Raw genomic sequence first — 25,669 nt, 5'->3', positions numbered from 1 at the left:
ACCCTGCCGACGTCACCGTCTCAGCGGCACCGTCTCGCCGCGCCCGACGTAGGTGATGCGGTCACCGAGACCTCGCGCGCGCATCTCGCGGGAGAAGTCGGACAGGGGAGAGGCGAAGACACCGTAGTCGTCGACATGCACGGGCAGTACCTGCGCCGGGTCGACGAGCTGCACGGCGTCGGTGCCCTGGCGGCCGTCCATCGTCACCATCGCTCCCCAGCGCGGGTTCTGCCCGAACGGCAGGGTGGTGCCACCGAGGTGCACGACACCGGTGTCGATGTCCGGATAGCGCGTGGGGATCTCCCGGAGCTCGTCGACCATCAGGGTGTCGCCGGAGACGTACACGCGCAGGTCGACGGTGTCGGACTCCGCGGATCCGAACTCGAGCATCGTGCCCATCACCGGCGGAAGCACCCGCAGACGCTGTGCCCAGACGGGGCCGTGCCGACCGGGCATCGCCGTGATCGTCACGACCTGCTCTCCGACTCGCAGGCGTCGTGATTCCCACGTCGACAGTCCGGTCGCCGCCTCGAAGCCGCGACGGGTCAGTTTCGAGGCAGCGTGACCCGTGGTGAACACCGGCAGCGACCGGTCGAGCCCGCTCTGTGCGCGCCGGTCCCAGTGGTCTCCGTGCATGTGCGACAACACGATCGCGGACAGCGGTGGCAACTCGTCGATCGAGACGGCCGGATCGAGACGGCGTGTGGAGAACAGACCGTGACCGAGATAGGCACGCTCGCCGGCGTGCAGGAAGTTGGGATCGGTGAGCAGCGTGATGTCGCCGTAGCTCACCAACCCGGTCGCGTTACCGACGAACGTGTAGCTGCCGTGGGAGACCATGCCGGCGGCTTCCCCGCCGACATGGTTCCAAACGGCGTGGTTCTACTTGGACAGCGTGAACTGCATGATGTCGATGGTTCCGCGGCGGAACTGCTTCGCACATCCGCCGAGGTACTTGATGTAGCGCTCGTAGACCTCGTCGCCGGCGATCGCGATGGCCTCGTCCTTGCGGGCCTCGAGGTTCTCCGTCCAGATCTCCAGCGTGCGGGCGTAGTGCTGCTGCAACGAGTGCACCCGGTCGACCGAGAACCCGACGGACGTCGCGCGTTCCTGGATGGTGCCCGGGCGCTCGAGCTCCCCGCCGGGGAAGATCTCCCGGAGGATGAAGCGCATGAAGACGGCGTCGCGCTTGTCGACGGCGACACCCTTCTCCTCCAGATCGTCCAGTCCGTAGCCGACGATGGTGTGCAGCAACATGACTCCGTCGGAGGGGAGCAGCGCGTGCGCCTTCTCGAAGAACGGGACGTGGCGCGCGCGACGGAAGTGCTCGAAGGCGCCGATGCTGACGATCCGATCGACCGGTTCGTCGAACTCCTCCCAGCCCTGCAGGCGTACCTCGGCCTTGCGGTCGCCCGTGAGGTCGTCCAGACGGGACTGGACGCGTCCGAACTGGTGCTCGCTGAGCGTCAGGCCGACCACGTCCACATCGAACCGCTCGCGGGCGCGGATCATCGCGGTTCCCCATCCGCAGCCGACGTCGAGCAGGCGCATGCCCGACTCGAGGCCCAACTTGTCCAGGGCCAGATCGATCTTCGCGAGCTGTGCCTCCTCGAGCGTCATGTCCTCGCGCTCGAAGTACGCACAGCTGTACGTCCACGTGGGGTCGAGGAAGAGCGCGAAGAAGTCGTCGGACAGGTCGTAGTGCGACTGAACGTTCTTGAAGAAGGGCTTCAGGTCTGTCATGTGGTCTAGCAACCTCACACTCGACGGGCAGGAAGGAGCGACGGCACACCCTCCCCCGGGGATGTCTGTCATGCGCGAATCTACGGTCTTCCCAGTCGATCCGCGCTCGGAACCGCCAGGTCGACGCGCTAAACGAACCTGCGGTCCGAGTCTCGCGCGTCCGTCGTGGTCGGTCCCGGTTCTCAGCTCCCGCAGGTCGTCGAAGGTCCGTTTCGAGGCTGTCACTCGGTGATGTCGCGCTCCTCCAGGATCGTGGTCGCCAGAGTGCGGTAACCGTGTTCGGGAAAGTGCACGGTGACGCGGTCCGCCTCGGCCGACACCACGTTCCCCGCGCCCCAGTCGCGGTGATGCAGCGTGTCGCCGGGCTGGTAGCTCGTGTCACCGCCGTTGACGTCGGACTCGGCCGCGGTGCCGGACTCGCAGGTGTCGCACCGACCACAGAGTTGCTCCGTCACCTCGCCGAGGTACTCGAGGAGCACCTGTCGTCGGCATCGCCGTGTCTCGGCGTAGGTCCGCACCATCTCCACCCGCGATCGCGCCGCCGTCTCCTGCCGGCGAGCCGCCTCCAGTGCGCGCTCGACGGCCTCGGTCGTCGAGAGGCTGCCGGGCACCCACCCGGCGTCCGTGTGGTGCACGGCGTCGACGTGATCGAGCAGCTCCAGGGCGGTCTCCACAGCGCGCGGTGACAGGTCGGGCAACCCCGTGAGTGACTCGGTCGACATCGGTTCCGTGGCGGGCCGCAGCGCCCCCTGCACCGCCTCGAGCGCATCTCGGCGCGGTCGGCGAGTGGCGAAGAACGACGGCAGCCCCAGGTCCTCGGCGCGAAAGTGCAGGACGGCAGCGGCGTCCGCACCGTCGCGACCGGCGCGGCCGAACTCCTGGTAGTACCGCTCCAGCGAATCGGGCGGTGCAGTGTGGACGACGAACCGGACATCGGGCTTGTCGATGCCCATCCCGAACGCCGACGTGGCCGCGACGACGTCGACCGTCCCGGCCGCGAACGCCTCGTGCGCCTCGTCGCGCGCGGACCGCGGCAGACCGGCGTGGTACGCGAGCGCTCGGAGGCCGCGCTCCGCCAGCAGAGCCGCGAACTCCTCCGCCTGCGCGCGAGTGGCGGTGTACACGAGACCGGTTCCGGCCTGCCCGTTTGATTCCGACCGGCCGCCGGACTCCGAGCGCCGGACGACATCGTCCACGGCCGCCCGGAGTGCCACGTCCGCGTCGTGGTGCCGGACGACGGACAGCCGGATCTCGGGCCGATCGAAGGAGCCGACCACCGTCAACGGATCGAGCATGCCGAGGCGCGTCGTGATCTCGTCACGGATCGGCGGGGGAGCCGTCGCGGTGACGGCGATGATCGGCGGGCGCCCGATCGCCTCGGCCACGTGACCGAGACGAAGGTAGGCCGGACGGAAATCGTGGCCCCAGGCGGCGATGCAGTGGGCCTCGTCGACGGCGACGCACGCGACGCCGAGTGCGCGCAGCCGATCCTGCACCTCGTTCCGCGAGGCTGCTTCCGGCGTCAGGTAGACGATGGTCGCCTCACCGCGAGCGAGGGACTCCCACGAACGCTCGTTCTCGGTGTCGCTCTGCTCGGAGTGCACCGCGACCGCCCGCACGTGTGTCGACCGACGACGCAGACCGTCCACCTGATCGCGTTGCAACGCGATGAGCGGGCTCAGGACGACGGTCGGCCCGTCGAGCAGCGACGCGGCGACCTGATAGATGGCCGACTTGCCGAAACCGCTCGCCAGCAGTGCCAGCACGTCTCGTCCGGACACGACGGCATCGATCGAGTCACGTTGTCTCGGATGCAGTTCGGCATGACCGAGCGCCCGCGCGGCCGCATCGATGTCGGGCGGTGGGACGGTGTCGGGGCTCACGAACGCCCAGGTACCCGCGAGTGGGCGTGCGAATCCTGCGCGGCCGCACCGTCAGAAGCGGCGCGTCAACCGCAGCCGCAGTGGTCGGCCGTCGGGGTCGACCACCAGCCGGTAGAGGAGCGAGAACACCCGCTGCTTCCACAGCGGCGGCACCTCGATGGCATGCATGCGCAACCGTCCCCGCGGGCGATCACCGTCGCGGCCCCCGTCGTGCCACGCGTCGAGCTCGCTGACCTGCTCGGCGACCGCGTCGAAGCAGTCGTCCGGGTCGAGGAGGTCGGCGACGTCGGCGTCCGCGCCGCTCCCACGGGACAGGTGTTCGGCGAGGAGCTCGAGTCGGAGATCTCGGGCGAACACCCGCGCACCGTCACCCAGGCCACCGGGATCGACGGGCTCGCGCGCATCCCGCTCCTCGTCGACCACGGCCGCCGTGAGTTCCGAATCGTGCGTCCAGGAGCGGCGATTGAAGTTGTCGCTACCGACGGCCGCCCACACGTCGTCGACGATGCAGACCTTGGAGTGCACGTAGACCGGCACACTGTCGTCGTTTTCCACGTCGAGGACGAGCACCCGGTCGGCGCCCGCGTCGCGTAGTAGATCCAACGCGGCGGCGTGACCCAGGAGCGACGGCGGGATGGTCATCGCACTGTCGTCGTCGAGGTGCCGGGGTACCACGATGATCATGCGGAGCCTGGGCGAGCGCCGCAGCGCACGCGCGAAGACCCGCGCGACGTCCACGGACCACAGGTACTGGTCCTCGATGTAGATCAGGCGCTCGGCGCGACCGAGGGCTTTGGCGTACGCACGGGCCGCGCTGCGCTCGCCGTCCTGCGCGAACGGGTAGGACGGTCGGCGACGCGGGTAGGTGCGGAGCAACTGCACCGAGCACGTTCCTGTCGCCTCCGGGTCGGGGAGGGCAGTGGGCAGCTCGGACGGCTCGCGCCGGTGCCGGCGGACGACGTCGCTCACCACGTGCCACGGCAGCCGCGACAGTGCCGCCGGATCCTCCCAGCGCTCCCGGAAGGTGTCCTCGACGTCGCGCACGGCCGGACCGCGCATCTCGAGTTGCAGGTCGTGCCAGGCGGGGGTCTCCCCGTACTCCGGTGGAAACGGTCGGCTCAGGGCATCGCCGTGATGGTGCGCATCGTCCCGTCGCGACCGGGCCAGATCGATCCCGCCCACGAAGGCGACGTTGCCGTCGGGACGCGACGCGGAGCGCATCACCACGAGCTTCTGATGATGGGACCCGAACGTCAGAACGCGCTGATCGAGAACGCACTCACCGCCCGCGTCCTCGAGGGCGGTCGCGAGGGCACTGTTCTTGCCGCCGGTGTATCCGAGGCCCTCCGCGTGCGAACGCCACAGCAGACCTCGGACGACGACACCGCGCGTCGCGGCACCGGTCAGCGCGTCCTCGACCGTCGGACCGCGGTCGGTGAGCACCTGCTCCGGGTCGCCGCGCCAATCGGTGAACAACACCAGATCGTCCGGTTTCGCGTCGGCCAGGTGCTCGTTCAGCACGCGGAAGTAGGTGTCGCCGTGCACGAGAGCGACGCAACGGTTGCCCTCTGTCCAAGCGCGGATGCGAGTGTCCGGGTTGGCGCGCTCCTCCGCGGACAGGAACCAGGGATGCGCCTCGTCGTCGAAGTCGATGTCGGCGAAGATCGACGACCGACCCAGGGCGTTCGAGATGCGGTCGACCGCCGTCATCAGCACGTTGCCGCGCGGTGGTGCACCCGTCTCGACCGCGCGTCGTCCCGACCCGTGCGTCACGCGACGCGTGCCGCGGGTGGGAGGGACTCGGTGCCGCCGGTGGGCCACGCCAGAGGGTCGGAACCCAGGGCGTGCAGCTGACGGACCTGGTCCTGACACCACGGCGACAGATCGCTCTCGCCCGCCAACACGGTCGCGACGAACTCGTTCCATGGTTCCCAGCGGTAGTCGGCCACCTCGTCCGGTCGCGGATCGACGGTCCTGTCGTCGTGCAGGACGAGGAACACCGGGCAGATCTCGTACTCGACCACGCCGTTGTCCATCACGGCGCGGTACCGGAACGACGGGAGCACCGGAGCTGCGCTGTCCGCACCGATACCCAGTTCGTGATCGAGGCGCCGCAGAACCGCGGAGTCGAGACGTTCACCCGGCGCGGGGTGTCCGCAGCACGTGTTGGTCCAGATTCCGGGCCAGGTGCGCTTGTCGTGCGCCCGCTGTGTCACCAGTACCTCGCGCTCGCGGTTGATCACGTAGCTCGAGAACGCCAGGTGCAGCGGTGTGGCGTCGTGATGCACAGTGGCCTTGTCGTGGGTGCCGATGGCACGGCCGTCCTCATCGAGCAGTACTACGAGTTCCACACGTGTCCCTTCCGGATGTACGACCGGCCTCCGGTCCAGAGTAGTGGTCGCTCAGCGGGGTCGAGACGGGCGGACGGACACCACCTCGTGGGTGCGCACCGGCCCGGCGACGCGGGCGTGGCACGTGGTGAGGATCGGCGCCGACCGAGACTCCTGGAGGACCACCTCGACGGTGTCCCCGTGGTGGTCGAGGAGGACGTGTCGCCGACCGTCCGGGCCGGGAGCCTCCGACAGGGGATGCAGGGTGTCGATGGCGAAGTCCTGCAGGACGGTTCGTGCGGCGTGCTGGGCCACCTGCACGGCCCCCGAGAGCGCACTGCGGCCGCGCAGGAACTCCGGGGTGACGAGTCCGTCGTGGTGGCGGCGCAGGATGCGGACGACGTCCGCGTCGTCGACGTTGCCGTAGTAGAGACCGTGCGGCAGGACGATCATCGTGCCGGCGAACCGGTCGCCACCGAGGTGCGAGCACTCCCACACCTCGCCGGGGTACGCCGACACGGCCGGGGCGAGGATCGTGCGACCGCGGACGGCGCAACAGCGGTCGTGCCTGCCGTGGGTGCACACGGCCACGATGGTCTCCGTCGACGCGGTACCCGACGATCCGTCGAGCGGGACGTCGAGCAGTTCGGCCGCGTCGGACACCTCGCCCCGGTGCACCCTCTCGTGCCCCGGCCGTGCGTCCACCGACGCCCACCGCCACCGGCCGCGGCCTCGGCGACGGCCGGGCTCCCGGACGGCGAGGGGGCGGAATCCGGCACTCTCGATGCGGCGCACGAGCGCTCCACCCAGTACGGGATCGAGGACGGACGGGGAATCGAGGAACGCCGACGGGCCCCAACTTCCCGCGACCTCGACGAGGAACCATCGTTCTCCGCGAGAACCGCTTCCCGCCAACGTGTCTCCCCGATCACGAGCATTGTCGCTGCACGGGCGCCACGCCGCGGTGGTGCTCACCGGCGTCGTCACGATCGGGCGACGACGAGACCCTCGCGGAGCAGGCGACGCACCACGACGATCGCGTCCTGATCGTCGAGACCCGTGAGGTCGCCGACCGCGCAGTCTTTCCCGCTGTGCAGCTGCCGAACGGCGTCCGCCGCGATCGAGGGCAGCGTGATCGTCTTGGTCCGCGTCGTCACGGCGACCGACTCGGGCGACTGCGTCACCCGCGCGGCGAGCCCGGATCGCCACGTCACCACGGTGGCCGCGGACAGGCCGGCCATCGTGCGCACGGTCTCGAGAGGACGCACCGGGGCCGGCCGCGTGACCTCGACGAAGCGACGGCCGACACGCTCTGCCGCCGTCCGCGCTCGACCGTCGCGGCCGTCGGTGTCGGCGAGGGTCGCGGTCAGATCTGCGATCAGCGCGCGCACGTGCGGTACGACGGCGTCCGGATCGGTCAGATCGAGCCCCACGGGCAGCGGGGCCCGGAAGCTCGCGTCGTCCGCGAGGGTGCCCAGCACGTGATGCAGGAGGTCGTACCGGGTGAAGGCCGACATTCCGACGGTCAGATGGATCGAGGTGTCACCCAGGGCCTCGGCGGAATGGATCCAGCCCCTCGGGACGTACAGCGAATCACCCTCGCGCAGAACGACGTCGAGGGGCGGGTCCGTGCGCGCCATGGCGGCGACGGCGTCCCTGCGGTCCGACCACGGCTGGTTCGACAGCGGGTGCTCGTGCACCGGGGGGTGCAGGATCCACCGCTTCTCGCCGGCGATCTGGAGGACGAAGACGTCGTGCACGTCGTAGTGGGGATCGAATCCGCGCGACGACGCGGGGGTGATGTACGAGTTGACCTGCACCGGGTGGCCGAGATCGGCAACCAGGTCGCCGGTGAAGTGGATGAGGGGAGGCCACAGTCGATGGAGTCCCTGCAGGACCAGGGTGTGGCCGTCCGCGAAGGCCGCCAGGATTCCGGCGGAGTCGAGCTGATCGGTCACCTCGGCCCCGAAGCCACCCGAATCGGTGAACTGCCCGCGGTCGGTCAGCGCGCCGTTCCTGGCCATCCGGGCGAAGGGTGTGCGCACGCCGCGTTCGGACACCAGCTCGTCGACGGCGTCCGTCGACAGCAGATCGGTGAACGGAGCGGGAAGGTCGGCCGCACGCGTCAGGAGCGGCGCGCGTCCCCAGTGGTCCTCGGCGAAGGCGCGGGGATCGATGCTCAGAAGACGACGCAGCGCGGACCGGTCTCCCGGTCCGCGCTCGTCATCGGTCGGTCGGCTCAAGCCGTACCGTCCGCACCGCCGTCGTGGCCGTCGGGGTTCGAGCCGCCGTCGGCCGGGCCCTCGCCGCTGGCCGCAGAGCCGTCCGCGCCGCCGTCGTGTCCACCCGGGTTCGAGCCGCCGTCGGCGGGGCCCTCCGTGCTGGACGCGGTGCCGTCGGCGCCGCCGTCGTGACCGTTCGGGTTGGAGCCGCCGTCGGCGGGGCCTTCGCCGCCTGCTGCTCCGGAAGTGGTGATGTCGTCGTCGTTGATAGCCATCGTCTACCTTTCAGTCGTCACGACCGGACGCCGGAATTCCGGCGTCGGACACACATCGAACGTCCCCGTTCTACAGGAGACAGGTCACGTGTTGACGATTTCGGGACTTCTCAAACTCCGTGTCCACCGCATCGCCGCGTAGAGCACGCCGCCGACCAGGAGCAGCACGCCGGCACGCAGCCACGTCTGCGCGGTCTGCTGCGTCGCGAGCACGCCGCAGCTGATCAGAGCGAGCACCGGAAGGATCACCGGGGTGCGGAAGTGCGGGTGGTCCACCTGGTCCTTGCGCAGCACCAGCACGGCGAGGTTGGTGCTGACGAACACGATCAGGAGCAGCAGGACGACGGTCTCCGCGAGCGCTGCGACGGTCCCGGTGGCCGCGAGAATCATCGCCACCACCGTGGTCGCGACGATGGCCACCCAGGGAGTCTGCCGACGTGGCAACACCCGGCCCGCGACGGCGGGCAGTAGTCGCTGTCCGGCCATCCCGTAGGTGAGTCGGCTGGCCATGATCATGGTCAGCAGGGCGCCGTTGGCCACGGCGATCAACGCCACGAGTCCGAAGAGCCTGTCGGGGACACCGACGTCGGCCGCCGAGACGACGGCGAGCAGGGGCGCCGAGGTGTCCGCGAGGTCGCTCGCGGGCACCACCGCGCTCACCGCGAGTCCGACCGCGACGTAGACCGCACCGGCCGTCGCCAGCGAGAGGAAGAGCGCGCGAGGGTAGACGCGGTGCACGTCCCGGACCTCCTCCGCCATGTTGGCCGAGGTCTCGAACCCCACGAACGAGTAGAAGGCGAGCAGTGCCGCCGCGAGGACCGCCACGGCAGGGTTCACGGCATCGGTGAACTCGAGGGTGCGGCCGAGATCGCCGTCGCCGCGACCGAGCACGATGCAGGCGAGGACGACGACGAGGACGAGTCCGCTGACCTCGACGACGGTCATGACCACGTTCGCCCGCATCGACTCCTTGATGCCACGCGCGTTCAGGAGAGCGACGACGGCGAGGAACACCAGCGCGGCAGGAACCGTCGGGACGTCGAGGAAGGCGCCCAGATAGTCACCGGCGAAGGCGACGGACAGCCCGGCCGCGCTCGTCACACCCGCCGCCAGCATCGAGAACCCGACGAGGAACGACACCACCGGCCGTCCGAAGGCTCGCTCGGCGAACACGGCGGCACCACCTGCACGCGGGTACTTGGTCACCAGCTCGGCGTACGAGGCCGCGGTGAGCATGGCCATCGCGAGTGCCACCAGCAGCGGCACCCACACGGCACCGCCGACCTCGCCGGCGATCTCGCCCACGAGTGCGTAGATGCCCGCTCCGAGAACATCACCCAGGATGAAGACGAACAGGAGTTTGCCGGTGACGGCGCGACGCAGACCGGGGGAGTCGCCCGGTGCCGCAGGGTCGTTCAGGTCAGGGCTCATCGCACCGGGCTACCCGTTCGCGGGGCCGTTACCCACGCGCACGACCCGGCGATCCGGGTCGTTTGTCGGGTCCGCCTCCGGGTAGCCGGGGCGCGACAAGAGCACGACCCCGAGCACTGTCAGGAGCCTTCATGTTCCGTCATACCGACCACCTCCAGTTCGACGTGAAGCCGGAGAAGCCGGATCCCGTCTACGCCCGCAAGCTGCAAGAGTTGATCGGCGGCGCGTACGGCGAGATGACCGTCACGATGCAGTACCTGTTCCAGGGATGGAACTGTCGCATGAAAGGCAAGTACAAGGACCTCATCATGGACATCGCGACCGAGGAGATCGGTCACGTGGAGATGATCGCGACCATGGTCGCGCGGCTCCTCGAGGGCGCACCGGCCACCGAGTCCACCAAGAACGCTGCCGCCGATCCCGTCGTCGCCGCGGTGCTGGGCGGGATGGATCCGCAGCAGGCCATCGTGTCCGGTGGCGGACCCACCCTCGCCGACAGCAACGGTGTCCCGTGGAACGGGCGCTTCATCGTCGCCAGCGGCAACCTGCTGGCGGACTTCCGCGCCAACGTCGCGGCGGAGGCGCAGGGCCGCGTGCAGACCGCACGCCTGTGGCACATGACCGACGATCCCGGTGTCAAGAACATGCTCAAGTTCAACCTCGCCCGCGACACGTATCACCAGAACATGTGGCTCGCGGCCATCGAGGAGCTGCAGGCGGACGGTCTGGAGGGTGTGGTGGCGCCGAACGACCTGTTCGACGAGGAGTACGACGAGCACGCGAGCACGCTGTGGCATCTGTCGGACGGCACCGAGTCGGACAAGGGCCGGTGGGCGCACGGCACTGCACCTGACGGCCGCCACGAGAACAGGTTCCTCGCCGATCCGCAGCCGCTGGGCAACAAGCAGAGTGGACCGCCGCCGGACCCGAAGCTCTACGCCACCTACGACGGCGGACTCGGCGAACCGTCGAACGCGGCTCTCGGCACGGAGAAGGGCGTCATGGGCAAGATCAAGGAGACGTTGGACCCCGACGCCGGCTGATCGGCCGACCCGAACGACGAAGAACCCCGGCGCCGATACGGCGCCGGGGTTCTGTCAGGTTGATGTGGATGGTGCGAGTCGATCCGGAGAACAGGCTCCGCGTGATCGTCCTCGCGTCGGAATGAACACGTGTCTCGTCGTCACCGTGTTGATACGCACCACCTGCCTCGAGTTCGTCCTACGACCTGTTCGGCTTGCGTCTCCGACGATAACCCCGCGGAGTGACGCTGTCCACACCTGCGTCATGGCGACGTCATCCGGCAGTCGTCGCGCGTTCGTTCGGCACGCAGTGCGTCATCTGCAGGTCGGCGACGTCGCGGGGGCCGTTCTTCCCGAGATTCGCGCGCCGCCGGTCCTCCTCCTCCGACAGGGTCTGCGATGCGAGCGGTTCGAGTCCGCGGACGTCGTCGGCCGAGATGCCCAGCCCCTCTCCCACGCGGGCGCCGAGTTCGTCGTCGGCCATGAAGAAGTGCCAGACCATCCGCTCCTGCACCTCGCGCGTCGCCTCCGAGATGTTCGCGACGAGATTCGCCACGAGGTCGTCCTTCTCCCACTGGTCCATCAGCTGGTACCGCTGACCGGCCTGCTCGTAGTCGTTGGTGCGATCGATCCGCTTGCGGGTGAGGCGGCCGTGGATCTCCGGACCCTGCTCGTCGTGCGTCGGGTACTCGGCCTCACGGAGACCGCCCGTGATGGAGGGCTCGTAGTTCACGTGCGGATTGCTGCCGGTGTTGTCCACCGAGTACTGCATCTGGCCGCCCTGCTGGTTCGTGGACACCCGCGCGTTCTTCGCCTGGTTGACGGGCAGCTGCAGGTAGTTCGGCCCCACGCGGTAGCGCTGGGTGTCCGAGTACGAGAAGGTCCGGCCGACCAGCATCTTGTCGTCGGAGAAGTCCAGGCCGTCGACGAGCACACCGGTGCCGAACGAGATCTGCTCGTTCTCGGCGAAGTGGTTCGAGACGTTGCGGTCCAGCACCATGCGGCCCACCACCTTCGGCGGGAACTCGTTCTCCGGCCACACCTTCGTGTCGTCGAGCGGGTCGAAGTTCAGCTCGGGATGCTCGTCGTCGCTCATCACCTGCACGCGCAGTTCCCATTCAGGGAAATCGCCGCGCTCGATGTGCTCGTACAGATCCTTGCTCGCATGGCCCAGATCGTTCGCCTGGATCGCGGCGGCGTCCGCCTCGGTGAGCGACGCGACTCCCGCCTTCGGGATCCAGTGGTACTTCACCAGGTGAGTCTCGCCCTCGGCGTCGACCCACTTGTAGGTGTTCACTCCGAAACCCTGCTGCGTCCGGTAGTTGGCCGGAATCCCGCGGGGGGAGAACAGGTTCACGAGCATGTGGGTCGCCTCGGGCGTCTGCGACATGAAGTCGAAGATGCGCGCGGGCTCCTGCCGGAACGTCACCGGATCCGGCTTGAGCGAGTGGATGACGTCCGGGAACTTGATGGCGTCACGGATGAAGAAGACACCCAGGTTGTTCCCGACGAGGTCCCAGTTGCCGTCCTCGGTGTAGAACTTGATCGCGAAGCCGCGGGGGTCACGCGCGGCCTCGGACGAATCGCGCCCGCCGATCACCGTCGAGAATCTGACGGCGAGGTCCGTGCGCTTGCCGGCCTCGGCGAACAGCTTCGCGCGGGTGTACCTCTCGATGGGTTCGTCACCCCACTTCCCGGTGGCCTCGAAATAGCCGTAGGCGACGGCTCCGCGGGCGTGGACGACGCGCTCCGGGATGCGCTCGCGATCGAAATGGCTGACCTTCTCGAGAAACTGGTAGTTCTCGAGGGTGGCCGGACCGCGTGAGCCCACGGTGCGCTGGTTCTGGTTGTCGTAGACGGGATGCCCTTGACGATTGGTGAGGATGTCCCGGTCGTCTGCCGGTGTCGACCCTTGCGACGCGACGTCTGTCATGTGTCGGCTCCTTGACTGCTCTGTGGAACGGAGGCTTCGTGCAGCGGACCGCGTACCCGACACGATCGCGAGAAAACGTGATCGGACAGAATCCCGGAATGAGGACGAGTGCCGGTGTGCTGCTGTTCCGCGGGGGTGGGGGCGAGCTGGAGGTGCTGCTGGCTCATCCCGGCGGACCCTTCTGGGCGCGCAAGGACGCCGGCGCCTGGTCCATACCGAAGGGCGAGTACGACGCCGACACCGAGGATGCGCGCACAGCGGCGGCCAGAGAGTTCGCGGAGGAACTCGGGTCCCCGGTGCCCGACGGGGACTGGATCGATCTCGGCACGGTCGCGCAGTCCAGAGCCAAGTCGGTTCGTGCGTTCGCCGTGCGCGGCGAACTCGACCCCTCGACCGCCGTGAGCAACAGTGTGGAGATGGAGTGGCCACCCAGATCGGGGCGACGGCTGGTGTTTCCCGAGGTCGACCGCGTGGAGTGGTGTGATCGGAAGTCCGCGCGGCGTCGGCTGCTGAGCGGGCAGGTTCCGCTACTCGACGCCCTCGACCGCCACCTCGAGCAGCTCTGAGGCGCACGTCGCGCGGGCGGAGAACCTGTGTGCAGAGATCCGCGGTGAACGCGGATCTCTGCACACAGACCGTCGACGCATCGCGGAGCGGACTGGTCGCCGACGTGATGAGACGGATCGCTCAGCCCACTCAGGCGGCGCCCTGACCTCCGCCGCCGCCCTCGGTCATGCCCTCGTCACGGTCACCGTCGGCGTTGCGGAACTCGTCGAGTGTCGCCTCCGCCGCGTCGCCGGTCTGTTCGGCGGCACCGTCGGAGGAATCGTGGAGATCGTCCTGATCCGGCCCGCCCTCACGCCGCTCGGGGATGTCTCCCGCCGCCTGCTTGGCCTCGTCGATCTTCTCCTGCACGGAGTCGAGCATCGTCTCGTCCAGTTCGTCGGCCATGAGAACTCCTTCGATCGCGGGGAATGTGCCTCGTCACACTGCGTTTTCCCCGTTGTACCGGCGGGTAACCATGATCTGTCACCGAATGACACGGAGCGGTCGTTCCGGCTGCTCTTGCACCGAGACTCAACTTCCATCACAGGGGGCACATCACATGGTCAGCACCACCGCACACACCGAACGGGCGACGCTCGTCGCCCAGCTTCGCGCTCTGCTCGCGCTCACCAACACCGAGGTTCAGGTGGCCGAGACCCGCGTCGCACAGGCTCGGACGGAAGCTGTCCGCGAGGAACTGCTGCAGAACGCGTCGAACGGACGCGATCGCGCTGCTCGCGTCGATGCCGCCATTCGTGAACTCGGCGGCTTCCCCGGCGTCGTCGCACCCGTCGTCGGGCGCCTCACCGCGCTGCTCAAGGCCATCGGCGAGCAGGCGCAGCCGTTCGACGAGGCCCTTCTCGGCGATCTCGCGCTGGAGCACCAGCTGCTCGACCGCGCCCGTTACGTCAAGGCTCTCGCCACGACCGCGTCCACGCCGGGCGTCGTGTCGCTCGCAGACGATCTCGTGACCGCCCACACGGCGACCGTCGAGTGGCTCACCACCGTCCTCGCCGAGGACGCCCTCGGTGGACCGGCCGCACTGCGTCGCACGCCGATCCAGGCCGCCACCGGTGCTGCCGTGCGTCTCATCAACACGCCGGTCACCTGGTCGTCGCGAGGTGTCGACCGCGTCGTCGGCACGGCGAAGGACGTTCCCGCGAAGGTGTCCACCCTCATCGGCCGCGGCCAGCGCGCGACCGAACTGGCCGTCGACACTGTCACCGCGAGCCGCGACGCGGCACTCGAGACGGCCGAGGAGGTCACTCGTGACGGCGGCGCGACCGGTGTCGCCGACGCGATCCACCGCACCCGTGCGGCCGGCGGGACGCTCGAGGAGCACGAACTTCCCATCGCCGACTACGACGGTCTGAACGTCGCCGCAGCAGTCGCCGAGATCAAGGAACTGACCGATCCGGCAGATCTGCGCACCGTGGTCGCCTACGAGGAGCGCAACAAGAACCGCCACTCGGTGGTCTCCGCCGCGCAGACTCGTCTGGCAGCGCTGGCGAAGGACATCGTCGGCATCTCCTGATCCACTCACACGGAAGCCCCCGAGGATCATCGATCCTCGGGGGCTTCGTCGTTCGTCGGTCCGGTCAGCCCGCACGCCTGGTCGGGGTGTCGGCATGGTCCGGTCGTTCTCGGCGGGAGGGTGCCGAGTCGAGGGGAACCGGTCGTGCAGTCTCCGCTCCGCACCGTGCCATCACGGCCTCCCACCATTCCTGCCGCGGACCGGTCTCGGTCCAGACCACCGTGTCGATGTCCATCTGTTCATCTCCTGTCGAAACACCGCAATGCGTCGACGCCTCACTTCTCGAGCGCTGTGAGGGGGATTACCCGTTCGGAGCACGATCACACCGACCGACCGAGACGGTCAGCGCCACCACGTCTCACTGGGGGTGACCGGAGTGGTGCGCTTGTGCCGGGTCTTGACGAACCAGTTCTCGATGGTGGCGGCGGCCTCGTCGGGCACGTCCTCGCCTTCGAGGTAGGCGTCGATCTGGGCGTACGTCACACCCAGTGCCTCCTCGTCGGGCAGCGCCGGCCGGTCGTCCTCGAGATCGGCCGTGGGTACCTTCTTCCACGTGCTCTCCGGGGCACCGAGTTCGCGCAGCAGGGCCGCACCCTGGCGCTTGGTCAGGCCGGTCAGCGGCGTGAGGTCCACACCGCCGTCGCCGTACTTGGTGAAGAACCCCGTCACGGCCTCGGCAGCGTGATCGGTACCGACGACGAGCAGGTTCCGCTCGCCCGCGAGCGCGTACTGGGCGACCATCCGCTCGCGTGCCTTGATGTTGCCGCGAACGAAGTCGCGCAGTCGATCGACTCCGAGGGCCGTGGCAGCTGCCACGCCTGCGCCGTCCGCGGACGGCTTGATGTCCACCGTCACCGTGGTGTCGGGGCGGATGAAATCGAGCGCGATCGCCGCGTCGGCCTCGTCCGCCTGCTCACCGTAGGGGAGTCGTACGGCCATGAACGTCGCGTCGCCGCCGCCGGCGCGAACGCGTTCCGCGGCGAGCTGGCACAGGCGTCCCACGAGTGTGCTGTCCTGTCCGCCACTGATGCCGAGTACGAAGCCGGCAGTTCGGGTGGCGACGGCGTAGTCGGCGAGAAAGCCCACCCGCGTGTCGATCTCCGCTGCGGGATCGATGGTCGGACGGACCTCGAGTTCGGTTCGAATGGTGTCGCGAAGGCTTGGCATGACTCAACGCTAGCGCCGATCCTCCGCGCGTGCCGGGGATGTTTGTCACCGGACGGAGCGGGAAGGACTACCGGTCCGTGCAGCACTGAGAGAGGAAACGGAAGACACATGTCTCACCACGTCGAGACCGAGGAACTCATCGAGGGCGAGGCGGCCGAACCGGAGCAGCGCGTCGACACCGACGAGGATCTCGCCGAGCTCTGTTCGGAGATCGCGGAACTCGCACTCGAACGCGACCTCCGTATCGCCACCGCCGAGTCGCTCACCGCCGGGAACATCGCTGCCAACCTGGGCCGCGCGTCGTCGTCCGGAACGTGGTTCCGCGGGTCGATCGTCGCCTACGCCAGCGAGGTGAAGTACTCGCTGTTGCAGGTACCCCGCGGCCCCGTGGTGAGCGAGGAGGCCGCCACGGCCATGGCGAGCGGAGCGGCGTCGGCGCTCGGCGCGGATCTCGCCGTGGCCGTCACCGGTGAGGCGGGACCGGAGACGAACGAGGACGTGGAACCCGGAACGGTCTGGTTCGGCATCGCCGACCACGGGACGACCAGCGCGGAGCGCGTGGTCTTCGAGGGCGACCCGAAGGACGTCCTGGCCGCGACCATCGAACGCGCGCTACGCCTGCTGCGCGACCACGCCCGGTCAGGCGCCCAGCGCGAGTAGGGCGATGTCGTCGATCGGAGAGAGGTCGGGGATGAGGGCGACCAGATCCTCGACCATCTTCGTCGTGGACAGTCCGAGGCGGGCCTGCGTGAACTGCGCGAGACCGTCCTCGCCGAACATGGTGCGCCCGTCGGGACGTGCCTCGGTGATGCCGTCCGTGTAGAGCAGCAGTGTCTGCCCCTCCTGCAACCGGAAACTGCACGCACTGAAGGTCGCGTTCGGCAGAGCGCCGACGAACATGCCTGTACTGGAACGGATCTCGTGCACCTCGCCGCGAGCGGGATCGAGGAGCAGGGCGGGCGGGTGCCCGCCCGTCGCCAGTGTGACGCGGAAACCGCCGCGAGGATCCGGGGTGATCACACCGAACAGCACGGTGCAGAAACGCTGATGCGAGGTGTCCATCAACAACAGTCGATTGAGCTCGGCGAGCCCCTCCGTCGGATCGTCGTGGTGCAGCGCCGCGGCCCGCAGGGTGTAGCGGACCAGCGAGGTGACGGCCGCGGCGCCGGCGCCGTGGCCCTGGACGTCGCCGAGGAAGAACGCCCACCGGTCCTTGCCCAGCGCGAAGACGTCGTAGAAGTCGCCGCCGACCTGCAGCGGTGACGAGGCGTGGTAGTGCGACGCGAGCGTCAGACCCTCGATGGTGGGAAGGGAGGGTGGGAGCAGCGTGCGCTGCAGCACGGCGGCGTAGTCACCGATGATCGCGGAGTCCGCCTCGGCGCGCGTGCGGAGTTCCCGCTCGGCGCGCACGGTGGTCGCGGCCGACAGTCGCAACTCGAACTCGTCCATCGCTATGTCGGCCAGTTCCATCAGGATGTCCGCGCGATCGTCGGACACCGTACGCGGCACCACGTCGTAGACGTTGACCGTGCCGAGCCGGAAGCCGTCGGCAGTCACGATGGGGGCGCCGGCGTAGAAGCGGATGCCGAGATCGCCGCGGACGAAGGCACTACCGGCGGTGGCCGGGTTCGCCAGGGTGTCCGACGCGACGAAAGGCCCGTCGTGCGTCATCGCCATCGTGCACAGGGCGTCGTGACGTTCGGTGTGGGCCGGGAGCCCGTCGCCGTAGGTGGCGGTGAACCGCACCAGGTCGGCATCGATGATGGACACGGACGCGTACGGCGCGTCGAACCAGCGGGCCGCGAGGCGGGCGATGCGGTCGAAGGCGCCGTCGGCGGCGGTGTGCTCGACGTCGTACCGGGCCAACGCGGCCAGGCGTGCCGCCTCGGCGGCCTGCGCGAGGTCGGGACCGAGATCGAGGGCATCGATCGCCGTTCTCGACGTGGCACGGCGCGGGGAGTCGAACGCGTGGGACGAGAGTGCAGTCACGAAGCCTCCGGTGAGACGAGAGCGGTAATGCTCTCCCCGGGGCTGGAGGAGGAGAGACTCACGGGGAGCCTCAGCAATCGCGTACGAGTCTACGAGACCTGATCGTCGGTGTCGATGCCGGATGTCGGTGCCACGTCCCATGCCATGGTCACGGTGGTGCCCGAGTCGGCGGACGACAGCGTGACGTCGTCCGACAGGGTCTCGATCAGCGGCAGACCGCGGCCACGGAGGGGCCCCGGCGACGAGTCGGACCACGTCCCGTGATCACGGACGGCGACCTCGAGCCGCGCGGAGTCGTAGGTGGCCTGGAGGTCGAAGACGCGTCGACCGGTGGTGGCGGCATAGGCGTGCTCGACGACGTTGGCCATCGCCTCGTAGACGGCGAGCACGATGTCGTACGTCCGCGCCGTGTCGAACGGCGTGTGCGTCAACCACGCACCGAAGCGGACGCGTGCGTCGGTGATGCGCTGCGGTTCGGCGTCGAGATCGGTGAGGGACAACTGGGTGGGGGGCTGGTGGTGCTCAGTCGTCGCGTCGTCGATCACGAGGGGAGGAGTACCCCACGCGTGCCCGGTCCTCACACCGGGAGCGCTGGTCATGCGAGGTCGTCGACGGGCGAACCGGACGTGGTGACGGCCGCGAGCGCCGCCTCGCGGGTGTCGAGCACGGGGAACGTCTCGTCGAGACCGACCAACTGCAGGGGGCGAGCGGTGGCCGCACCGCGGGCGACGACGGCGAAGGCGACGTCGTCGCCCACCGCCTGATGCGAGGTCACCAGCACGGTCATACCGGCCGACGCGAGAAAATCGACACCCGTCAGATCGATGATCAGCGCGCTCGACGCCGTGGTCCGTACGGCGTCCACCGCGTCCTGAAGAATCGGCGCGGTGGCCAGATCGAGTTCGCCCACGACTGTCAGGATCGCTGCGTCGTCGTGCCATTCGGTGTCGACACGGAATGCGTCCGTGGTGTTCTCGGCGATCGACATCGGATGTCCTGCCTTTCGGTGTTCGGTCCAGAAAGGCCATTCAAGCAGCCGAGTCCGACCGATGCCACACCGGCTCCGAGCGCCGGGTGGGGAGTTTGACGGGGTTTTTCCAGGGTATCGAGCCCCGATGAGTAGCATCGGTACGGGCGGCCGACGCGTTCTCGTCGTGGGCTGGTCGAGTGTCGAGAACGGCGAGTGCACGGCCGGGGACCAGAAGGCCATGTGGGCTGTCGCGGACGCGGTGGCCGCGGCCGGGCACCGGGTGGACATCGCCTGGAGCACGGTCATGAGCCGCGCCCCGCTCGGCTCCCGAGCCGGCCGTGACGTCCCTCTCGCCGACGTCGACCCGAGCGAGTACACCCATCTGCTGTGGGTGTGCGGGCCGGTGAGCGGGAGCGAGATCGAGGCGCTGCACCGCAGATTCGCGCACTGCCGCCGTTACGCGGTGGGAGTCAGCGTCGTCGACGTCGCCGGTGCGGCGTACACGGGGTTCGACGAGGTCTTTCCCAGAGACATCGACGTCCCGGCCGGCGAGTCGGGTGGGGCGAGGTGCCACGCCCCACCCGTTCCGGACCTGGCTGCCGCGGCGGCACCCGGAGCCGTGCCCGTCGTCGGGGTGTTCACGACGTCCGGTCAGCGCGAGTACGGGACGCGTCGCCGACACGGGGCGGTCGCTGCCGTTCTCGACGACTGGCTCGCCTCCCGGCACGATCTGGCGGTGCTGGATCTCGACACCCGGCTCGATCCGCGGTCGTGGCGATCACCGTCGACGTCGGCTGCGGTCGAGTCGGTGGTGCGCCGCCTCGACGTCGTCGTCACGATGCGCCTGCACGGACTGGTGCTCGCGCTGTCCGACGGCATTCCCGCTCTCGCGATCGACCCGGTGGCCGGGGGAGCGAAGGTGACCGCGCAGGCCACGGCGTGGGGGTGGCCGGCGGTGCTCGCCGCCGACGACGTGGACGCAGCGTCGCTGTCCCGATGGACGGCGTGGTGTCTGTCCGACTCCGGTCGCACGGAGGCGGCGCAGGCGGCTGCGCGGGTGCGCCCGGTGGTGGCGGATCTGCTCGTCGATGTCGTGCGGGCACTCGCATAGTCGCGTGGTCGGTGGGTAGTCGACCGACATGACCGATACCTCGTCCACCCCCGGCGACACCCGACCTCTGGCGCTCGTGACCGGTGCCTCCAGCGGCATCGGGCGCGAGCTGGCCCGACTCTTCGCGCGCGACGGTCACGACCTCGTCGTCGTGGCGGAATCCGACGGCCTCGACGTGGTCGCGACCGAACTGAGCGCGACCGGCGTGTCGGTGACCCCCGTGACCGCGGACCTGGCGACGCCGGACGGTGTGGAGCGCGTCGCCGACGCGCTGCGGGCGCAGGGCCGCCCCCTCGTGGCCGCGGCTCTCAACGCCGGTATCGGTCGCGGCGGCGCGTTCGCCGAGGTGCCGCTCGACGACAGTCTCGCCGTCGTCGACCTGAACGTCCGTTCGACGGTGCATCTCGCGAAGGTGGTGCTGGACGGCATGATTCGCGCCGGTGAGGGCCGTGTGCTCATCACCTCGTCGGTGGCCTCGACCATGCCCGGCCCGTACCAGGCCGTCTACAACGCGTCCAAGTCGTTCCTGCAGTCGTTCGCGGAGGGGATCCAGGGCGAACTCAGTGAGTCACCCGTGACCGTCACGTCGCTGATGCCCGGACCCGTCGAGACCAACTTCTTCCACCGCGCGCGCATGGACGACACCGCCATGGGCCGGTCGAGCAAGGACGACCCGGCGGACGTCGCGCGTGCGGGATACGACGCCATGCAGGCCGGCTCGCGCAGGGTGGTGGCGGCGTCGGTGATGTCGAAGGCGATGGCCGCGGTCGACGCGGTCCTGCCCGACGTGGTCAAGGCGACCGGCCACAAGGTACTGGCCAAGCCGCGAGAAGCCCTGCGCCGGTGATGCTTCGAGCCGTCAGAGCCGGTCGCGCACGGCGGTGAGCACGTCGGACACCGAGATGTCGAGCAGGCCGGGATCCGCCGTGTCCGCGTGCGGATCGCCGGTGCGTCCGCTCCACAGCACCGTGTGCGGCCCGTCCGACGGCGGACCCCACCAGCGCGGCGGGGTGGGACCGAACAGTACGACGGACGGCGTCCGGTAGGCGCTCGCGAGATGCGCCACACCGGTGTCTCCGCTCACCACCAGGTCGGCATCGCACACCAGCGCTGCCAGGTGCACGAGGTCCAGCTCTCCGGCCGCGACCGCGTCCGCGCCCAGTCCCGCCTGGTCCGCGATCGCCCGACAGAGACCCCTCTCCTCGGCCACTCCGGTGAGCACCACCCGGTGGCCCTGTCGGTCGAGTCGTGCTGCCAGACGGGCGAACCGGTCGGGAGGCCATCGGCGTGAGAGCGACGCCGCGCCGGGGTGCACGACCACGGACCGCGTCACGGGCACGTCGGCGGGCCGAGCGATCAGGCGATCCCGCCGGTCCGCCGACGCGCCGCCGTACTCCGTCAGGCGGCACCATCGGTCGACCTCGTGGAGCTCCTGCATCCACGGTGGGCCCGCGAGTCCCCGATCGGGGTGGGCGTGGGTCAGGATCGACGGTGCGCCGGTGGCGACGCACACGTCGATGCTCTGCGGTCCTCGCCCGTGGAGGTTGATCGCGAGGTCCGGGGTCGGACCCGGAGGCGGTCCGGTGAGGCCGCGGGTGTCGATCACCTCGTCCACGCACGCGGTACCGTCCGCGCCGTGCGCCAGGGCGACGAGGTCGGCATACCGGTCCGGCATCGCCAGGGCGAGGTGCGCGTCCGGGTACTGCGTGCGCACGGCTCGGAGCGCCGGCACCGCGGTGAGCAGATCGCCGAGACCGAGCGCGCGCAGGACGAGGATGCGGGAGAGGTTCAGGGCCAGGACGATTCGGTGGAGGAGGTGACCACCAGCTCGCGGATCTCGCAGCCCGCCGGCTGTGAGAGAGCGAAGATCACCGACGCGGCGGTGTCCTCCGGCCGGTTCAACTTGGCGTCGGCCGGCGGCTTGTACTGCTCGGTGCGGCCGTCGAAGAATGCGGTGTGCATCCCGCCGGGGATCAGCAGCGTCACGCCGATCTCGCCGGCGGTCTCGGCGGCGAGGGCTCGGGTGAAGCCCACGACGCCGAACTTGGAGGCGCAGTAGGCGGTGGCGTCACCCACGGCCTTGATGCCGAGCGTGGACGCGCACGTGACGACGCGTCCGTGCGACTCGGTCAGCGCGGGGAGGGCGGCGCGCACGACGGCGACGGTGCCGAGCAGATTGACGTGCACCACCCGTTCCCAGTCCTTCGTGGACACCGAGCCCAGGGGACCGCACGAATCGACGCCGGCGGCGGTGAACACCCCGTCGAGACGGCCGGCGGGGGAGACGAGCTCCAGGGTGGCGGCTTCCGCGGCCGCCGAGTCGGCGAGGTCGGCGACCACGTGCTCGACACCGGATTCCGGTGCGACGCGGTCGATGACCAGCGGTGTGCCACCGGCGTCGAGGACGGCGTCGACGACGGCGGCGCCGAGGCCGGATGCACCACCGGTGACGAGAACGGTTCCGAGAGTGGGGGTCATGAGAGTTCCTTCCATGGTCGATCGTGTGGACGGGTCAGGCAGGGCGTGCACGTGCCGCGTCGACGAGCCGAGTGGTCGAGTACCCGCCGACCACGGGGACGAGCACGATGTCGCCGCCATGACGACGGACGGTCTCCGCCTCCGGCAACGTCGCCTCCGCGTAATCGGATCCCTTGACCCAGACGTCGGGTCGTAGGCGGTCGAGGACGGCGGTGGGGGTGTCGTCGTCGAACACCACCACGGCGTCGACGCTGCCGAGTTCGAGCAGCACGCGCGCTCGATCTCGTTGCGAGACCACCGGTCTCGCAGGTCCCTTGGCGCGGGCGACGGAGGCATCGGAGTTCAGGCACACCACCAGGGCGTCGCCCATCAGTCGGGCCTGACGCAGCAACGAGACATGGCCGGTGTGCAGGAGGTCGAAGCACCCGCCGGTCGCGACGATCCGACCGCCGGCACGTCGGACGCGGTCGATCGTCGTCTCGGCGTCCTCGGGAACGGTCGTGAGCGCGGCAGCGGGGATCTCGCCCTCGCATCGGGAGAAGCCGACGGCGCCGCCGGACACGACGAAGCGGGCCGCCGCGTCGACGGCCGCCCGGGTGGCGGCGAGCAGGGTGGCACCGCCCAGCAGCGCGGCTGCGGCCGCGGTCGCGAACCGGTCACCGGCGCCGCACGTGTCGGCGCCCCGCCCTGCGGCGCCGACGTCCGCGCCGATGGGTACCTCGGTGCGATCGTCGCCCTCCACGAGGACTGCGCCACGTGAACCGGTGGTGACGGCGACACCGGCGGCGTGCAGAGCCGCGGCCACCCGGTCCAGCACCGCCTCCTGGTCCTGCGCGCCCGTGACTCGCCGAGCCTCGTCCAGGTTGGGGGTCGCGAGCATGGTGCCGCGCACCGGCGCGGGCCCTCGAGGATGGGGGTCCCACACGACGGGAACGCGCTCGGCCGCTGCGTCCAGACATGCCCGTAGTGACGGGTTGGCCGCCACGCCGCGGCCGTAATCGGACACGAGAACGGCTCCCGCGGAGGCGATCGCGTCGGACACCCGGGTCGGCACGTCGGCGCGGGACGCCCGCCCGTCGCCGGAATCCAGGCGCAGCAGGGGCTGTCCGGACGCCTGCACACGGGTCTTGCGCACCGTCGTACCGTCGAGCGGCATCGTCACCACCTCGACGTCGCGCTCCAGCAGGTCCAGCACGGTGTCCGCACCGGCGTCGACTCCCACCGCGGTGACGAGCACCGTGGGCACGCCGTGGCGGGCCGAGATCAGCGCGGCGAGCCCGGCACCACCCGGGCGACACCAGCTCCGGGCGACGTCGACGACGGGAACGGGCGCCTCGGGGCTGAGCCGCTCCGCGACACCCTCGACGTCGACGTCGAGCAACGTGTCGCCCACGATCACCAGCGGACCGGGATCAGGCGCCGCACTCACGTCCGCACTCCCAGTGCCGTGTCGAGCGCCAGACACAGCCCGTGCACCAGTGCCAGGTGGATCTCCTGGACCGTCGCGACGGTGGGTGCCTCGACGGCGATCGCGTCGTCCGCCGTGGCGGCGAGTTCGTTGGGAGGAGGGCCCGTCAGAGCCCACACGGTGACGCCGATCTCCTGCGCAGCCTTCGCCGCTGCGAGCACGTTCCGGCTCGAGCCACTGGTGGACAGCGCGACGAGGACGTCCCCCGAGCGGCCGTGGGCACGGACCTGGCGCGCGAAGACCTCCTCCTCGCCGTAGTCGTTGACGATGGCGGTGGTGGCCGAGGTGTCGGCGTGCAGGGCGATGGCGGACAGCGGGTGTCGATCGTGCCGGAAGCGGCCGACGAGTTCGCCCGTGAGGTGCTGCGCCTCCGCGGCGCTCCCGCCGTTGCCGCACGCGAGGAGCCGACCACCGCCGTCGAACACGGTGGTGAGGTGGGCCGCCCACCGGGACAGGACCGGGGCCGCGCCCGACGCCTGCCGGGCCGCGGTCTGCAGGGCTGCGAAGTGTTCCTCGATCATCGTCCGCCTCCGGGTGTGGGAATGGGTGTGGGATCTGGTGCGGGAACGGCTGTGCGCCGGGTGGTGAAGCGATGCACGGCCTCGACCACGTCGCCCGGGTCGATGCCGTCCAGGCAGGGGTGCCCCGGCACCGGACAGCGCCGCGCTCGCGTACCCCGGCACGCCGCAGTCTGATCGCCGAGAACGACGCGAGGCACCCCGTGGGGCGCCCATCGGACGGACGACACCACGGGCGCGAAGAGAGAGACCACCGGGGTGCCGACGGCCGCCGCGAGATGGGCCGGCCCGGTGTTGGGGGCGACCACGACGTCGGCGCGGTCGAGGACGTCCGCGAGTTCGGCGAGGTCGACGCGTCCGGCCAGATTCGCCGCGTCCTCGTCGGCCACGTGGGCTGCGAGCCGGGCCTCCTCCGCGGCTCCCGTCACCACCACGCGATGACCCTCCGCGACGAGCGCGGACACGATGGCCCGGCTGTGGTCCGGTCCCGGCCGACGGGCCGCCACGGCGGCGCCGGGATGCACGACGACGTAGCTCTCGGGACCGGTCAGGTGCGAGGTGTCCGGCAGTGGGCGCCGCACCGACAGGGCGCTGCCACCGGACTCGTACCCGGCCGCGCGCACCAGGGACATGGCACGCTCCGCTTCCGGAACGTCCTCGTCGGGTGCTCGGTGACGCAGATCGAGCAACGAGCCGGGGTAGTCCTCGCAGTGCGCGCCGATCCACGGGATCCCGGCGAGTCGGCCGAGCAGCGCGAGCGGGAGCGGCGACTGGTGGAACGAGCCGAAGACGAGCAGCCGGTCGAACGCTCCGTCGGCGAGTCTCGAGACCAGCGCATCCATCTCGGCGCGGTCGACGGCCGGCGGATCGAGAACGATCCACGGTGCGGTGAACGTGATCACCTCCTGCACGCCCGGAAGGAGTTCCGCCGCAGCGCGCCCGCCGGGACCCACGAGCATGGTCACCGAGTCCTCCCGCGCGATCGCACGCACCGCGGGGCCGGTCAGCAGGACGTCGCCCATGCTGTCCAGGCGAGCCACGAGCACCCG

26 protein-coding genes are annotated in these 25,669 nt (G+C 69.8%); 6 read left to right on the top strand and 20 right to left on the bottom strand.

Annotation, left to right across the window (positions count from 1 at the left end; genetic code table 11):
- Positions 1 to 12 precede the first annotated feature (12 nt).
- From OHB23_RS18590 to OHB23_RS18550, 9 genes are all read right to left on the bottom strand, one after another.
- Complete coding sequence (locus tag OHB23_RS18590; RefSeq protein ID WP_328810120.1) at positions 13 to 840, bottom strand: MBL fold metallo-hydrolase; 828 nt, start codon at positions 838 to 840, stop codon at positions 13 to 15.
- A gap of 42 nt (positions 841 to 882) precedes the next feature.
- Positions 883 to 1,743 (bottom strand): cyclopropane mycolic acid synthase family methyltransferase, encoded by an 861-nt coding sequence (locus OHB23_RS18585; RefSeq protein WP_328810119.1) that lies wholly within the window; start codon positions 1,741 to 1,743, stop codon positions 883 to 885.
- Positions 1,744 to 1,964: 221 nt separating this feature from the next.
- Positions 1,965 to 3,626, bottom strand: coding sequence for a RecQ family ATP-dependent DNA helicase (locus OHB23_RS18580; RefSeq protein WP_328810118.1), 1,662 nt, complete (start codon positions 3,624 to 3,626; stop codon positions 1,965 to 1,967).
- A gap of 51 nt (positions 3,627 to 3,677) precedes the next feature.
- Entirely contained in the window at positions 3,678 to 5,336 is a 1,659-nt protein-coding gene (locus OHB23_RS18575; protein ID WP_328811675.1) for a phospholipase D family protein, read from the bottom strand.
- Positions 5,337 to 5,395: 59 nt separating this feature from the next.
- Positions 5,396 to 5,977: an isopentenyl-diphosphate Delta-isomerase gene (gene idi / locus OHB23_RS18570; RefSeq protein WP_027503978.1), complete on the bottom strand. Its 582-nt coding sequence runs from the start codon at positions 5,975 to 5,977 to the stop codon at positions 5,396 to 5,398.
- A 51-nt stretch (positions 5,978 to 6,028) separates the two neighbouring features.
- Positions 6,029 to 6,931: a sucrase ferredoxin gene (locus OHB23_RS18565; protein ID WP_328810117.1), complete on the bottom strand. Its 903-nt coding sequence runs from the start codon at positions 6,929 to 6,931 to the stop codon at positions 6,029 to 6,031.
- An 8-nt stretch (positions 6,932 to 6,939) separates the two neighbouring features.
- Positions 6,940 to 8,199, bottom strand: coding sequence for a cupin domain-containing protein (locus tag OHB23_RS18560; protein ID WP_328810116.1), 1,260 nt, complete (start codon positions 8,197 to 8,199; stop codon positions 6,940 to 6,942).
- Positions 8,196 to 8,453: a hypothetical protein gene (locus OHB23_RS18555; RefSeq protein ID WP_027503975.1), complete on the bottom strand. Its 258-nt coding sequence runs from the start codon at positions 8,451 to 8,453 to the stop codon at positions 8,196 to 8,198. The genes OHB23_RS18560 and OHB23_RS18555 overlap by 4 nt, the downstream gene beginning before the upstream one ends.
- An 84-nt stretch (positions 8,454 to 8,537) precedes the next feature.
- A complete protein-coding gene (locus tag OHB23_RS18550; protein WP_328810115.1) occupies positions 8,538 to 9,884 on the bottom strand; it encodes an APC family permease in 1,347 nt (448 codons plus the stop codon).
- Between the two features lie 131 nt (positions 9,885 to 10,015).
- Between OHB23_RS18550 and OHB23_RS18545 the strand changes: the two genes are divergently transcribed.
- Positions 10,016 to 10,927 carry a manganese catalase family protein gene (locus OHB23_RS18545; protein ID WP_027503974.1) on the top strand — a complete coding sequence of 304 codons (912 nt, stop codon included), beginning with the start codon at positions 10,016 to 10,018 and terminating at the stop codon, positions 10,925 to 10,927.
- Positions 10,928 to 11,180: 253 nt separating this feature from the next.
- Here OHB23_RS18545 and OHB23_RS18540 read toward each other — a convergent pair whose 3' ends face one another.
- Entirely contained in the window at positions 11,181 to 12,839 is a 1,659-nt protein-coding gene (locus tag OHB23_RS18540; RefSeq protein WP_222638228.1) for a catalase, read from the bottom strand.
- A gap of 98 nt (positions 12,840 to 12,937) precedes the next feature.
- Between OHB23_RS18540 and OHB23_RS18535 the strand changes: the two genes are divergently transcribed.
- Positions 12,938 to 13,405 carry an NUDIX domain-containing protein gene (locus OHB23_RS18535; protein ID WP_328810114.1) on the top strand — a complete coding sequence of 156 codons (468 nt, stop codon included), beginning with the start codon at positions 12,938 to 12,940 and terminating at the stop codon, positions 13,403 to 13,405.
- 130 nt (positions 13,406 to 13,535) lie between these two features.
- Here the strand turns inward: OHB23_RS18535 and OHB23_RS18530 are convergent, their stop codons facing one another.
- Complete coding sequence (locus OHB23_RS18530) at positions 13,536 to 13,790, bottom strand: hypothetical protein (protein ID WP_027503971.1); 255 nt, start codon at positions 13,788 to 13,790, stop codon at positions 13,536 to 13,538.
- A 154-nt stretch (positions 13,791 to 13,944) separates the two neighbouring features.
- Here OHB23_RS18530 and OHB23_RS18525 point away from each other — a divergent pair, with 154 nt between their 5' ends.
- Positions 13,945 to 14,919 carry a ferritin-like domain-containing protein gene (locus OHB23_RS18525; protein ID WP_328810113.1) on the top strand — a complete coding sequence of 325 codons (975 nt, stop codon included), beginning with the start codon at positions 13,945 to 13,947 and terminating at the stop codon, positions 14,917 to 14,919.
- 342 nt (positions 14,920 to 15,261) lie between these two features.
- Here OHB23_RS18525 and nadE read toward each other — a convergent pair whose 3' ends face one another.
- A complete protein-coding gene (gene nadE, locus OHB23_RS18520) occupies positions 15,262 to 16,086 on the bottom strand; it encodes an ammonia-dependent NAD(+) synthetase (protein WP_027503969.1) in 825 nt (274 codons plus the stop codon).
- A gap of 108 nt (positions 16,087 to 16,194) precedes the next feature.
- On the opposite strand from nadE, the gene OHB23_RS18515 reads away from it, so the two are divergent.
- On the top strand, positions 16,195 to 16,746 hold the full coding sequence (locus OHB23_RS18515; RefSeq protein ID WP_081821031.1) for a CinA family protein: 552 nt from the start codon (positions 16,195 to 16,197) through the stop codon (positions 16,744 to 16,746).
- Here the strand turns inward: OHB23_RS18515 and OHB23_RS18510 are convergent.
- From OHB23_RS18510 to OHB23_RS18500, 3 genes are all read right to left on the bottom strand, one after another.
- A complete protein-coding gene (locus OHB23_RS18510; RefSeq protein WP_328810112.1) occupies positions 16,726 to 18,075 on the bottom strand; it encodes a PP2C family protein-serine/threonine phosphatase in 1,350 nt (449 codons plus the stop codon). The two genes, OHB23_RS18515 and OHB23_RS18510, sit on opposite strands and share 21 nt — an antisense overlap.
- An 89-nt stretch (positions 18,076 to 18,164) precedes the next feature.
- Entirely contained in the window at positions 18,165 to 18,674 is a 510-nt protein-coding gene (locus OHB23_RS18505; RefSeq protein ID WP_328810111.1) for an ATP-binding protein, read from the bottom strand.
- Complete coding sequence (locus OHB23_RS18500; protein WP_051612937.1) at positions 18,671 to 19,063, bottom strand: STAS domain-containing protein; 393 nt, start codon at positions 19,061 to 19,063, stop codon at positions 18,671 to 18,673. Before OHB23_RS18500 ends, OHB23_RS18505 begins: the two co-directional genes overlap by 4 nt.
- Positions 19,064 to 19,190: 127 nt before the next feature.
- Between OHB23_RS18500 and OHB23_RS18495 the strand changes: the two genes are divergently transcribed.
- Positions 19,191 to 20,156: a polysaccharide pyruvyl transferase family protein gene (locus OHB23_RS18495; protein ID WP_328810110.1), complete on the top strand. Its 966-nt coding sequence runs from the start codon at positions 19,191 to 19,193 to the stop codon at positions 20,154 to 20,156.
- A 28-nt stretch (positions 20,157 to 20,184) separates the two neighbouring features.
- Positions 20,185 to 21,003, top strand: a complete 819-nt coding sequence (locus tag OHB23_RS18490; protein ID WP_328810109.1) for an SDR family NAD(P)-dependent oxidoreductase — start codon at positions 20,185 to 20,187, stop codon at positions 21,001 to 21,003.
- Positions 21,004 to 21,015: 12 nt separating this feature from the next.
- On the opposite strand, the gene OHB23_RS18485 is transcribed toward OHB23_RS18490, so the two are convergent.
- The 5 genes from OHB23_RS18485 to OHB23_RS18465 are packed head-to-tail and all read right to left on the bottom strand — an operon-like array spanning position 21,016 to position 25,660.
- Positions 21,016 to 21,888 carry a glycosyltransferase family 9 protein gene (locus OHB23_RS18485; RefSeq protein ID WP_328810107.1) on the bottom strand — a complete coding sequence of 291 codons (873 nt, stop codon included), beginning with the start codon at positions 21,886 to 21,888 and terminating at the stop codon, positions 21,016 to 21,018.
- 56 nt (positions 21,889 to 21,944) lie between these two features.
- Positions 21,945 to 22,634, bottom strand: a complete 690-nt coding sequence (locus tag OHB23_RS18480) for an SDR family oxidoreductase (protein WP_328810106.1) — start codon at positions 22,632 to 22,634, stop codon at positions 21,945 to 21,947.
- A 34-nt stretch (positions 22,635 to 22,668) separates the two neighbouring features.
- The gene (locus OHB23_RS18475) at positions 22,669 to 24,063 is read right to left on the bottom strand and encodes a PfkB family carbohydrate kinase (protein ID WP_328810105.1); all 1,395 of its coding nucleotides are present in this window, start codon (positions 24,061 to 24,063) and stop codon (positions 22,669 to 22,671) included.
- Complete coding sequence (locus OHB23_RS18470) at positions 24,060 to 24,623, bottom strand: D-sedoheptulose-7-phosphate isomerase (RefSeq protein WP_328810104.1); 564 nt, start codon at positions 24,621 to 24,623, stop codon at positions 24,060 to 24,062. The genes OHB23_RS18475 and OHB23_RS18470 overlap by 4 nt, the downstream gene beginning before the upstream one ends.
- Positions 24,620 to 25,660 (bottom strand): glycosyltransferase family 9 protein, encoded by a 1,041-nt coding sequence (locus tag OHB23_RS18465; protein WP_328810103.1) that lies wholly within the window; start codon positions 25,658 to 25,660, stop codon positions 24,620 to 24,622. The genes OHB23_RS18470 and OHB23_RS18465 overlap by 4 nt, the downstream gene beginning before the upstream one ends.
- Between the last annotated feature and the right edge of the window lie 9 nt (positions 25,661 to 25,669).

Source organism: Rhodococcus sp. NBC_00294 (genome assembly GCF_036163995.1).
Classification (GTDB): domain Bacteria; phylum Actinomycetota; class Actinomycetes; order Mycobacteriales; family Mycobacteriaceae; genus Rhodococcoides.
The sequence above is the reverse complement of the archived record's forward strand: the minus strand, read 5'-3'. Positions and strand labels throughout refer to the sequence as shown.

Bases quoted from the DNA above. Each gene is read 5' to 3' on its own strand.
- OHB23_RS18590 (WP_328810120.1), bottom strand. From the start codon at position 840: ATGGTCTCCCACGGCAGCTACACGTTCGTCGGTAACGCGACCGGGTTG.
- OHB23_RS18585 (WP_328810119.1), bottom strand. From the start codon at position 1,743: ATGACAGACCTGAAGCCCTTCTTCAAGAACGTTCAGTCGCACTACGAC.
- OHB23_RS18575 (WP_328811675.1), bottom strand. From the start codon at position 5,336: ATGACGGCGGTCGACCGCATCTCGAACGCCCTGGGTCGGTCGTCGATC.
- OHB23_RS18555 (WP_027503975.1), bottom strand. From the start codon at position 8,453: ATGGCTATCAACGACGACGACATCACCACTTCCGGAGCAGCAGGCGGC.
- OHB23_RS18550 (WP_328810115.1), bottom strand. From the start codon at position 9,884: ATGAGCCCTGACCTGAACGACCCTGCGGCACCGGGCGACTCCCCCGGT.
- OHB23_RS18545 (WP_027503974.1), top strand. From the start codon at position 10,016: ATGTTCCGTCATACCGACCACCTCCAGTTCGACGTGAAGCCGGAGAAG.
- OHB23_RS18540 (WP_222638228.1), bottom strand. From the start codon at position 12,839: ATGACAGACGTCGCGTCGCAAGGGTCGACACCGGCAGACGACCGGGAC.
- OHB23_RS18535 (WP_328810114.1), top strand. From the start codon at position 12,938: ATGAGGACGAGTGCCGGTGTGCTGCTGTTCCGCGGGGGTGGGGGCGAG.
- OHB23_RS18530 (WP_027503971.1), bottom strand. From the start codon at position 13,790: ATGGCCGACGAACTGGACGAGACGATGCTCGACTCCGTGCAGGAGAAG.
- OHB23_RS18525 (WP_328810113.1), top strand. From the start codon at position 13,945: ATGGTCAGCACCACCGCACACACCGAACGGGCGACGCTCGTCGCCCAG.
- nadE (WP_027503969.1), bottom strand. From the start codon at position 16,086: ATGCCAAGCCTTCGCGACACCATTCGAACCGAACTCGAGGTCCGTCCG.
- OHB23_RS18515 (WP_081821031.1), top strand. From the start codon at position 16,195: ATGTCTCACCACGTCGAGACCGAGGAACTCATCGAGGGCGAGGCGGCC.
- OHB23_RS18505 (WP_328810111.1), bottom strand. From the start codon at position 18,674: ATGACCAGCGCTCCCGGTGTGAGGACCGGGCACGCGTGGGGTACTCCT.
- OHB23_RS18500 (WP_051612937.1), bottom strand. From the start codon at position 19,063: ATGTCGATCGCCGAGAACACCACGGACGCATTCCGTGTCGACACCGAA.
- OHB23_RS18495 (WP_328810110.1), top strand. From the start codon at position 19,191: ATGAGTAGCATCGGTACGGGCGGCCGACGCGTTCTCGTCGTGGGCTGG.
- OHB23_RS18490 (WP_328810109.1), top strand. From the start codon at position 20,185: ATGACCGATACCTCGTCCACCCCCGGCGACACCCGACCTCTGGCGCTC.
- OHB23_RS18480 (WP_328810106.1), bottom strand. From the start codon at position 22,634: ATGACCCCCACTCTCGGAACCGTTCTCGTCACCGGTGGTGCATCCGGC.
- OHB23_RS18470 (WP_328810104.1), bottom strand. From the start codon at position 24,623: ATGATCGAGGAACACTTCGCAGCCCTGCAGACCGCGGCCCGGCAGGCG.